The sequence below is a fragment of the Pseudomonas sp. 5Ae-yellow genome (genome assembly GCF_014077575.1).
Classification (GTDB): domain Bacteria; phylum Pseudomonadota; class Gammaproteobacteria; order Pseudomonadales; family Pseudomonadaceae; genus Halopseudomonas; species Halopseudomonas neustonica.
The window spans coordinates 1-9,038 of the sequence record NZ_JACGWE010000070.1 but is presented as its reverse complement, the minus strand read 5'-3'; the positions used below and the strand labels follow the sequence as shown (position 1 = coordinate 9,038).

General features: G+C 63.0%; 12 protein-coding genes. 6 read left to right on the top strand and 6 right to left on the bottom strand.

Going from position 1 to position 9,038, the window contains the following annotated elements; genetic code table 11:
• Nucleotides 1–117 precede the first annotated feature (117 nt).
• The 5 genes from tnpA to H4J77_RS18755 all read left to right on the top strand — a co-directional run bounded on the left by tnpA (nt 118) and on the right by H4J77_RS18755 (nt 4,982).
• Nucleotides 118–426: an IS66-like element accessory protein TnpA gene (gene tnpA / locus H4J77_RS20445; protein ID WP_090275499.1), complete on the top strand. Its 309-nt coding sequence runs from the start codon at nt 118–120 to the stop codon at nt 424–426.
• A gap of 76 nt (nt 427–502) precedes the next feature.
• Nucleotides 503–2,182 carry a Mu transposase C-terminal domain-containing protein gene (locus H4J77_RS18770; protein WP_003465068.1) on the top strand — a complete coding sequence of 560 codons (1,680 nt, stop codon included), beginning with the start codon at nt 503–505 and terminating at the stop codon, nt 2,180–2,182.
• A gap of 2 nt (nt 2,183–2,184) precedes the next feature.
• Nucleotides 2,185–3,093, top strand: coding sequence for a TniB family NTP-binding protein (locus H4J77_RS18765; RefSeq protein WP_003465065.1), 909 nt, complete (start codon nt 2,185–2,187; stop codon nt 3,091–3,093).
• The gene (locus tag H4J77_RS18760) at nt 3,090–4,307 is read left to right on the top strand and encodes a TniQ family protein (protein ID WP_003465063.1); all 1,218 of its coding nucleotides are present in this window, start codon (nt 3,090–3,092) and stop codon (nt 4,305–4,307) included. The genes H4J77_RS18765 and H4J77_RS18760 overlap by 4 nt, the downstream gene beginning before the upstream one ends.
• 60 nt (nt 4,308–4,367) lie before the next feature.
• A complete protein-coding gene (locus H4J77_RS18755) occupies nt 4,368–4,982 on the top strand; it encodes a recombinase family protein (protein ID WP_000904941.1) in 615 nt (204 codons plus the stop codon).
• A gap of 52 nt (nt 4,983–5,034) precedes the next feature.
• Here H4J77_RS18755 and merE read toward each other — a convergent pair whose 3' ends face one another.
• The 6 genes from merE to merT are packed head-to-tail and all read right to left on the bottom strand — an operon-like array spanning nt 5,035 to nt 8,182.
• Nucleotides 5,035–5,271, bottom strand: a complete 237-nt coding sequence (gene merE, locus H4J77_RS18750; protein WP_001087809.1) for a broad-spectrum mercury transporter MerE — start codon at nt 5,269–5,271, stop codon at nt 5,035–5,037.
• Nucleotides 5,268–5,633 carry a mercury resistance co-regulator MerD gene (gene merD / locus H4J77_RS18745; RefSeq protein ID WP_003465059.1) on the bottom strand — a complete coding sequence of 122 codons (366 nt, stop codon included), beginning with the start codon at nt 5,631–5,633 and terminating at the stop codon, nt 5,268–5,270. Before merD ends, merE begins: the two co-directional genes overlap by 4 nt.
• A 16-nt stretch (nt 5,634–5,649) precedes the next feature.
• A complete protein-coding gene (gene merA / locus H4J77_RS18740; RefSeq protein ID WP_000136268.1) occupies nt 5,650–7,296 on the bottom strand; it encodes a mercury(II) reductase in 1,647 nt (548 codons plus the stop codon).
• Complete coding sequence (gene merF / locus H4J77_RS18735; protein ID WP_000654684.1) at nt 7,293–7,538, bottom strand: mercury resistance system transport protein MerF; 246 nt, start codon at nt 7,536–7,538, stop codon at nt 7,293–7,295. The genes merA and merF overlap by 4 nt, the downstream gene beginning before the upstream one ends.
• A gap of 2 nt (nt 7,539–7,540) precedes the next feature.
• A complete protein-coding gene (gene merP, locus H4J77_RS18730) occupies nt 7,541–7,816 on the bottom strand; it encodes a mercury resistance system periplasmic binding protein MerP (RefSeq protein ID WP_000735441.1) in 276 nt (91 codons plus the stop codon).
• Between the two features lie 15 nt (nt 7,817–7,831).
• Nucleotides 7,832–8,182, bottom strand: a complete 351-nt coding sequence (merT, locus tag H4J77_RS18725; RefSeq protein WP_001294667.1) for a mercuric ion transporter MerT — start codon at nt 8,180–8,182, stop codon at nt 7,832–7,834.
• A 71-nt stretch (nt 8,183–8,253) separates the two neighbouring features.
• Between merT and merR the strand changes: the two genes are divergently transcribed.
• Nucleotides 8,254–8,688, top strand: a complete 435-nt coding sequence (merR, locus tag H4J77_RS18720) for an Hg(II)-responsive transcriptional regulator (RefSeq protein WP_000429838.1) — start codon at nt 8,254–8,256, stop codon at nt 8,686–8,688.
• Nucleotides 8,689–9,038: the final 350 nt, after the last annotated feature.

The window sequence follows — 9,038 nt, the reverse complement described above, 5'->3', positions numbered from 1 at the left end:
ACAGCACGTCCTGGGGTCGGTCACGCTGTTCGTACGTAAGCGTCCGGTGATCCCGTCTTGAGCTGAGCACTGGGGCCGTCAGGATAGTGTCCACTTATTTTCTAGTGGACACTTAATATGAGCACTGTAAGCGTAACCAAGCCTTGTCAAAAACGTCGTCGCCATTCCCGGGAATTCAAGGCCAGCATCGTCACCACTTGCAATGAACCGGGAGCCTCCGTCTCACGCGTTGCGCTGGATAACGGCCTCCACGCCAATCTGGTGCGACGCTGGATCAGTGAGTCACGCCGAACCGATAATGCGCTCACGTCGATTCCAGCGTTCCTTCCGGTTAACCTGCCAGCTCCGTCTACCGTTGCTGTCGTTTTCAGAAGACGACCGCACCATCTGACTGGATGTAACGCCTGGTGTGCATACGGCTCCTGACAGCCCAATATCAGGAGTCGTCTGCACCAATCTCGACTATGCTCAATACTCGTGTGCACCAAAGCGAGGTTTGGGCATGACATCAGACACTCCACCGATTGCCGCGCAAGGCGTGGCCACCCTGCCCGACGAGGCATGGGCGCAAGCCCGGCACCGGACGGAAATCATCGGGCCACTGGCAGCGCTTGAGGTGGTCGGGCATGAAGCCGCCGATGAGGCAGCCCAAGCGCTGGGCCTGTCCCGGCGACAGGTATATGTCCTGATCCGTCGCGCCCGGCAGGGTACTGGCCTGGTAACAGACCTGACGCCCGGCCGATCCGGCGGCGGCAAAGGCAAGGGGCGCTTGCCGGAACCGGTCGAGCGCATCATCCGCGAGCTGCTGCAAAAGCGCTTCCTGACCAAGCAGAAACGCAGCCTGGCGGCGTTCCACCGCGAAGTCGCGCAGGCGTGCAAAACCCAGAAGCTGCCGGTGCCGGCGCGCAACACCGTGGCCCAGCGGATTGCCGGACTACACCCGGCGAAAATAGCCCGCAGCCGGGGCGGGCAGGACGCTGCCCGTCCCTTGCAAGGCGCGGGTGGCATTCCGCCCGAAGTCACCATGCCGCTGGAACAGGTGCAGATCGACCACACCGTCATCGACCTGATCGTGGTCGACGAGCGCGACCGGCAACCGATTGGCCGCCCATATTTGACCCTCGCCATCGACGTGTTCACGCGCTGCGTACTCGGCATGGTGGTCACGCTGGAAGCGCCGTCCGCCGTCTCGGTCGGCCTATGCCTCGCGCATGCCGCCTGCGACAAGCGGCCCTGGCTGGAAGGGCTGAATGTGGAAATGGACTGGCCGATGAGCGGCAAGCCCAGGCTGCTCTATCTGGACAACGCGGCCGAGTTCAAAAGCGAAGCGCTGCGCCGTGGCTGCGAACAGCATGGCATCCGGCTGGACTATCGCCCACCAGGCCAGCCGCACTACGGCGGCATCGTGGAACGGATCATCGGCACGGCGATGCAGATGATCCACGACGAATTACCGGGGACGACCTTCTCCAATCCCGGCCAGCGCGGCGAGTACGATTCCGAGAAGATGGCCACCCTGACGCTGCGCGAGCTGGAGCGCTGGCTCGCGTTGGCGGTAGGCACCTATCACGGCTCCGTGCACAACGGCCTGCTCCAGCCGCCGGCCGCGCGCTGGGCCGAGGCCGTGGAGCGCGTTGGCGTCCCGGCCGTCGTTACCCGCCCCACCGCGTTTTTGGTCGATTTCCTGCCGGTGATCCGCCGCACCCTGACCCGCACCGGCTTTGTCATCGACCACATCCACTACTACGCCGACGCCCTCAAGCCGTGGATTGCCCGGCGCGAGCGCTTGCCCGCCTTCCTGATCCGGCGCGATCCGCGCGACATCAGCCGCATCTGGGTACTGGAACCGGAAGGTCAGCACTATCTGGAGATCCACTACCGCACCTTGTCCCATCCGGCCGTCACCCTCTGGGAACAACGCCAGGCGCTGGCCAAATTGCGTCAGCTCGGGCGCGAGCAGGTGGACGAGTCGGCGCTGTTCCGCATGATCGGGCAGATGCGCGAGATCGTGACCACCGCCCAGAAGGCCACGCGCAAGGCGCGGCGCGACGCTGATCGCCGCCAGCACCTCAAGACGTCGGAGCCACCGGCCAAGCCCATACCGCCGGATGTGGACATGGCTGACCCGCAGGCAGACAACCTGCCGCCGGCCAAACCGTTCGATCAGATCGAGGAGTGGTAGCCGTGGACGAATATCCCGTCATTGACCTGTCCCACCTGCTGCCAGCGGCACAGGGTTTGGCCAGGCTGCCGGCAGACGAGCGCATCCAGCGCATTCGCGCCGACCGCTGGATCGGCTACCCGCGCGCGGTCGAGGCGCTGAACCGGCTGGAAACTCTGTATGCGTGGCCGAACAAGCAACGCATGCCAAACCTGCTGCTGGTCGGCCCCACCAACAACGGCAAGTCGATGATCGTCGAGAAATTCCGGCGGGCGCACCCGGTCGGCACCGACGCTGACCAAGAACATATCCCGGTGCTGGTCGTGCAGATGCCGTCAGAGCCATCGGTGATCCGCTTCTATGTCGCGCTGCTGGCTGCGATGGGCGCGCCGCTGCGCCCGCGCCCACGGCTGCCGGAAATGGAGCAACTGGCGCTGGCCCTGCTGCGCAAGGTCGGCGTGCGCATGCTGGTGATCGACGAACTGCACAATGTACTGGCTGGCAACAGCGTTAACCGGCGCGAGTTCCTCAACCTGCTGCGCTTCCTCGGCAACGAGCTGCGTATCCCCCTGGTCGGGGTCGGCACGCGCGAGGCGTACCTGGCCATCCGTTCGGACGATCAGTTGGAAAACCGCTTCGAGCCGATGCTGCTGCCGCCGTGGGAGGCCAATGAGGACTGCTGCTCGCTGCTGGCCAGCTTCGCGGCGTCACTCCCGCTACGGCGGCCATCCCCGATTGCCACGCTGGACATGGCCCGCTACCTGCTCACCCGGAGCGAAGGCACCATCGGCGAGCTTGCACATCTGCTGGTGGCGGCGGCCGTCGCCGCCGTGGAGAGTGGCGAGGAAGCGATCAACCACCGCACGCTCAGCATGGCCGACTACATCGGCCCCAGTGAGCGGCGGCGACAGTTCGAGCGGGAACTGATGTGAAGTCCGCGCCGCGCTGGCCGCTGCATCCGGCACCCAAGGAAGGCGAAGCCCTGTCCTCATGGCTCAACCGGGTCGCCGCCTGCTACCAGATGGACGTGCACGAGCTGCTGGCCCACGATCTTGGTCACAGCCAACTTGATGACCTGGATACCGCACCATCCTTGTCGTTGCTGACGGCGCTCTGCCAGCGCAGTGGCGTCGAGCTGGAGCGGTTGCGCAGCATGAGTCTTGCAGGCTGGGTGCCGTGGCTGCTCGACAGTCTCGACGATTCGGTACCAGCAGCCTTGGAAACCTATACATTCCAATGCGCGGTGCTCCTGCCCAAGCGCACCCGCAAGGTGCGGTCCATCACTCGCTGGCGTGCCTGGCTACCGAGCCAGACGATTCGCCGGGCGTGTCCGCAGTGTCTGAACGATCCAACGAATCAAGCTGTGCTACTCGTCTGGCAGCTCCCCTTGATGCTGAGCTGCCCGCAGCATGGCTGCTGGCTGGAGTCCTACTGGGGCATGCCCGGCCGGTATCTTCAGTGGGAAATCGCCGATGCTGCGCCGCGCCCTGCCGATGACGCAATCGCCTGCATGGACCGGCGCACCTGGCAGGCGCTGACGACGGGTTTTGTGGAGCTGCCGCGTCGGCGTGTCCACGCCGGCTTGTGGTTCCGGCTGCTGCGCACCCTGCTTGATGAGCTGAACACGCCGCTCTCGCACTGCGGCAGTTGCTCGGCGAGCATCCGCCATGTCTGGGAGCGCTGCGGCCATCCGCTGCGCGCCGGGCAGAGTCTGTGGCGTCCCTACGAGATTCTGGCCCCGGCGGTGCAGTGGCAGATGCTGGAGGCGGCGGCCACCGCCATCACGCTGATCGAGTCAAAGGCGCTGATCCCGCGCGGGGAACAGGCCGCGCTGTTTCAGACGGAGCCGCACACTGGTTTCACCAACGGCCTGCCGGCGAAGGTGCCGAAGCCGGAACCCATCAACCACTGGCAACGAGCAGCCCAGGCCATCGATGAGGCCATCATTGAAGCGCGACACAACCCGGAGACGGCCCGCTTGCTGTTCACACTGGCGTCCTACGGGCGACGCGACCCCGAATCCCTGGAACGTTTGCGCGCCACGTTCACCAAGGAGGGCATCCCGCCGGAGTTTTTGTCACATTACGAGCCTGAATGGCCGTTTGCAGGTCTTAGACTAAATGACGGGTTAAGTGACAGTTTTTGACGGCGAGAACTTTCTGGCTCACACTGTCACATAATCGAACGTATATGTGACAGGTACGACATGCTGATAGGCTACATGCGGGTATCGAAGGCGGACGGCTCCCAGGCTACCGATTTGCAGCGCGACGCGCTGATTGCCGCCGGGGTCGATCCAGTACATCTTTACGAGGACCAGGCATCCGGCATGCGCGAGGATCGGCCCGGCTTGACGAGCTGCCTGAAGGCGTTGCGAACTGGCGACACACTGGTCGTGTGGAAACTGGATCGGCTCGGACGCGACCTGCGACATCTCATCAACACCGTGCACGACCTGACTGGGCGCGGCATCGGCTTGAAGGTATTAACCGGGCACGGCGCGGCCATCGACACCACGACCGCCGCCGGCAAGCTGGTCTTTGGCATCTTCGCCGCCCTGGCCGAGTTCGAGCGCGAGTTGATCGCGGAGCGCACGATTGCCGGCCTAGCCTCGGCCCGCGCGCGCGGGCGGAAAGGCGGCCGGCCGTTCAAGATGACCGCCGCCAAGCTGCGGCTGGCGATGGCGGCAATGGGTCAGCCAGAGACCAAGGTCGGCGACCTGTGCCAGGAACTTGGCGTCACGCGGCAGACCCTGTATCGGCATGTTTCACCCAAGGGTGAGCTACGTCCAGATGGCGAGAAGCTACTCAGCCGAATTTGATGCCGGCATGAGGCAACGTAGCGACAGCGTGGTTTGTCTCAATGGGAAGCGCTCATGATCGATCTTTGAAGGCCCGCAGCAGTCGTGTCACAGACAGGACGAACAAACCGGTCAGCGTGAGGGCTGCGATACCCCAGTACTCTCCGATGAACGCGCCGGCCGTCGTGCCGGCCAGCACAATGGCGAGAATCGGCAAATGGCAGGGACAGGTGAGCACGGCCAGCGCGCCCCACAGGTAGCCGGTGATCGGTTTGTGCGTCTCGGACGGCAAGCGCTCGGGGCTGTTCATGGCAGACTCTCCGCGTGCTGTGCCGGCTCGGTCGGCATGGTGGCCAACTGCACCTCCAGATCGGCCAACGCTTCGCGCCGACGCTCGACGAACTGGCGCAGAACGGCAAGCTGCGCGGCCGCTTCATCGCCGTCCGCAGCATCCAGCGCCCGGCACAGCCGCGCCAGCGCGTCCAGGCCGATGCCCGCCTCGAAGGCCGCCCGCACGAAGCACAGCCGTTGCAAGGCGGCATCATCGAACAGGCCATAGCCGCCCGGGGTGCACGCCACCGGACGCAGCAATCCGCGCAGCAGGTAGTCGCGCACGATATGCACGCTCACCCCGGCATCAAGGGCCAGCCGGGACACGGTGTAGGCGCTCATTGAAAACCTCCTTTTTTTATCCAGCGCAGCAGGAAAGCTGCTTCACGTCCTTGTTGAAGGTCTGCGCCGCAAGCTTCAACCCCTCGACCATTGTCAGGTAGGGGAACAACTGGTCGGCCAGTTCCTGCACCGTCATGCGGTTGCGGATGGCGAGCACCGCCGTCTGGATCAGTTCGCCCGCTTCCGGGGCCACCGCCTGCACGCCGATGAGCCGTCCGCTACCTTCCTCGATGACCAGCTTGATGAAGCCGCGTGTGTCGAAGTTGGCAAGCGCTCGCGGAACGTTGTCGAGTGTCAGCGTGCGACTGTCGGTCTCGATGCCATCGTGGTGCGCTTCCGCCTCGCTGTAGCCCACGGTGGCGACTTGCGGGTCGGTGAACACCACTGCCGGCATCGCGGTCAGATTGAGGGCTGCGTCGCCGCCGGTCATGTTGATCGCGGCACGGGTGCCGGCGGCCGCTGCCACGTAGACGAACTGCGGCTGGTCGGTGCAGTCGCCGGCCGCGTAGATGTTCGGGTTGCTCGTGCGCATGCCTTGGTCGATAACGATGGCCCCTTGCGCATTGACAGTGACCCCCGCCGCGTCCAGCGCGAGGCTGCGCGTATTCGGTGCCCGACCGGTGGCAACCAGCAACTTGTCAGCGCGCAATTCACCGTGTCCGGTGGTCAGCACGAATTCGCCGTTCACATGGGCGACCTGGCTGGCTTGCGTGTGCTCCAGCACCTCGATGCCCTCGGCGCGGAAAGCGGCTGTCACGGCCTCGCCGATGGCCGGGTCTTCCCGGAAGAACAAGGTGCTGCGTGCCAGGATCGTGACCTGGCTGCCGAGCCGGGCAAAGGCTTGCGCCAGTTCCAACGCCACCACCGACGAACCGATCACGGCCAGGCGTGCGGGAATGGTGTCGCTGACAAGCGCTTCGGTGGAAGTCCAGTAGGGTGACTCTTTCAGGCCCGGAATCGGCGGCACGGCCGGACTGGCACCGGTGGCGACCAGGCAGCGGTCGAACGTTACCTCGCGCTCGCCACCCTCGTTCAAACGGACGACCAGGCTCTGGTCGTCCTTGAAACGCGCTTCACCGTGCAAAACGGTGATGGCTGGATTGCCGTCCAGGATGCCTTCGTATTTGGCGTGCCGCAGTTCATCGACACGGGCCTGCTGCTGGGCCAGCAGTTTGCTGCGGTCAATCGCAGGCACAGTTGCCGCAATACCGCCGTCGAACGGACTTTCCCGGCGCAGATGGGCAATATGGGCAGCGCGGATCATGATCTTGGACGGCACACAGCCGATATTGACGCAGGTGCCGCCGATGGTGCCGCGTTCGATCAGCGTGACCGTCGCGCCTTGCTCGACGGCCTTCAGCGCCGCCGCCATCGCGGCCCCGCCGCTGCCAATGATGGCGATATGCAAACCGGCGCCCTCAAGTGCATCACGGATTTTTGGTTCATCTTTGAAATCACCAACCCGGATCGAGCCTTGATAACCCAATGCGGCGATGGCGGCCAGCAGTTGGTTGTGGCTCACGGCGGTGTCTGCCATGACTTGCGCGCGGCTTTCTGGATAGGACACCACAGCGGCATTCACGCCGGGAATCTTTTCCAAAGCATCTTTGACATGGGTGGCGCAGGATGTGCAGGTCATGCCATTCACGGTGATTTCGGTCATTTTTTTACTCCATTGAATTTCGGGGTGCAGCAGGCATCGGCTTGGCGTTTTCGTTGGATGGCGTAGATGGTCAAGCCGATGAAAATCGCCAGCGCAGGCAGCAGCACATAGTCCAGATAGCCGGTCAGCGCGGACAAGCCGACCACACCGAGCAAAATGACCAGAACAGGGGTGAAGCAACACAGCGCCACGAGGGTTGTGCCAATGATGCTGACCCGCAGCAGTGTCTTCGGGTCTTTCATGATCAGTTCTTGACTGATGATGGGTAGCCCGCATCCTCGGTAGCCTTGGTCAGTTTCTGCACGCTGGTCTTGGCATCATCGAAGGTGACCACCGCTTCGCGCGTCTCGAAGGTCACGTCAACTTTACTGACGCCATCGACCTTGGAAATCGCCTTCTTGACAGTGATCGGACAGGCCGAGCAGGTCATGCCCGGTACGGACAGCGTAACGGTCTGGGTGGCGGCCCACACGGGGGCAACAACGGCAGCGAGGGCAAGGGCGGAAAGCAGCTTTTTCATGGTGAACTCCTGTGATCAATAGAAAAATGGCACGACGTAGGGAAATCCGAGCGCGACCAAAACCAGCACGGCCACGCCCCAGAAAATGAGCTTGTAAGTAGCTCGCACTTGGGGAATCGCGCAAACCTCACCCGGTTTGCAGGCGGCTGACGGCCGGTAGATGCGCCGCCAGGCGAAGAACAACGCCACCAGCGCCACGCCGATAAAGATGGGGCGATAGGGTTCCAACACCGTCAAGTTGCCGATCCAAGCGCCGCTGAACCCCAAGGCGATCAGAACCAGCGGCCCGAGGCAGCAAGCCGAGGCGAGGATGGCGGCCAGCCCGCCAGTGAAGAGCGCGCCGCGCCCGTTTTGAGGTTCAGACATACGTTTGTCCTTTCGAATCTGAATTGGATAGCTTAAGCTTACTTCCGTAGTTATGTACGGAGTCAAGCGATATGGAAAACAATTTGGAGAACCTGACCATTGGCGTTTTCGCCAGGACGGCCGGGGTCAATGTGGAGACCATCCGGTTCTATCAGCGCAAGGGCTTGCTCCCGGAACCGGACAAGCCTTACGGCAGCATTCGCCGCTATGGCGAGACGGATGTAACGCGGGTGCGCTTCGTGAAATCAGCCCAGCGGTTGGGCTTCAGCCTGGATGAGATCGCCGAGCTGCTGCGGCTGGAGGATGGCACCCATTGCGAGGAAGCCAGCAGCCTGGCCGAGCACAAGCTCAAGGACGTGCGCGAGAGGATGGCTGACCTGGCGCGCATGGAGGCCGTGCTGTCTGATTTGGTGTGCGCCTGCCATGCGCGGAAGGGGAACGTTTCCTGCCCGCTGATTGCGTCACTGCAAGGGAAGAAAGAACCGCGCAGTGCGGACGCCGTGTAGCCCGAGGGAACTACGCCTTAGCGTGCTTTATTTTCCGTTTTCTGAGGCGACTCCAACGTCAGAAAAGACCGTGCGGTCGACTTTTGATATTTCGTGCTGTCGCCTTCTGAAAGTGACAAATTTAACCCCGGATAATAATTTCTTAACCAGCCAACACCAGACTCGCCAGTATGGGTATAGCCAAATTGGCTGACTGGAGCCGACCATTTATGACAGGCAGGTGTCGGCCCAGAGTGTGTAAAAACACTTTCCGTATGTTGGAGGCCTAAGCACAGCGCTCTTGGGCGAGGCGATTTCCCGAACATTTGCCAAGGTCAGCCCCGGTAGCGCGTCAGATCGTGTATGAAGCG

Excerpts from the sequence above, each read along its gene's own strand:
- tnpA (WP_090275499.1), top strand. The coding sequence starts at position 118 with ATGAGCACTGTAAGCGTAACCAAGCCTTGTCAAAAACGTCGTCGCCAT.
- H4J77_RS18770 (WP_003465068.1), top strand. The coding sequence starts at position 503 with ATGACATCAGACACTCCACCGATTGCCGCGCAAGGCGTGGCCACCCTG.
- H4J77_RS18755 (WP_000904941.1), top strand. The coding sequence starts at position 4,368 with ATGCTGATAGGCTACATGCGGGTATCGAAGGCGGACGGCTCCCAGGCT.
- merE (WP_001087809.1), bottom strand. The coding sequence starts at position 5,271 with ATGAACAGCCCCGAGCGCTTGCCGTCCGAGACGCACAAACCGATCACC.
- merD (WP_003465059.1), bottom strand. The coding sequence starts at position 5,633 with ATGAGCGCCTACACCGTGTCCCGGCTGGCCCTTGATGCCGGGGTGAGC.
- merA (WP_000136268.1), bottom strand. The coding sequence starts at position 7,296 with ATGACCGAAATCACCGTGAATGGCATGACCTGCACATCCTGCGCCACC.
- merF (WP_000654684.1), bottom strand. The coding sequence starts at position 7,538 with ATGAAAGACCCGAAGACACTGCTGCGGGTCAGCATCATTGGCACAACC.
- merP (WP_000735441.1), bottom strand. The coding sequence starts at position 7,816 with ATGAAAAAGCTGCTTTCCGCCCTTGCCCTCGCTGCCGTTGTTGCCCCC.
- merT (WP_001294667.1), bottom strand. The coding sequence starts at position 8,182 with ATGTCTGAACCTCAAAACGGGCGCGGCGCGCTCTTCACTGGCGGGCTG.
- merR (WP_000429838.1), top strand. The coding sequence starts at position 8,254 with ATGGAAAACAATTTGGAGAACCTGACCATTGGCGTTTTCGCCAGGACG.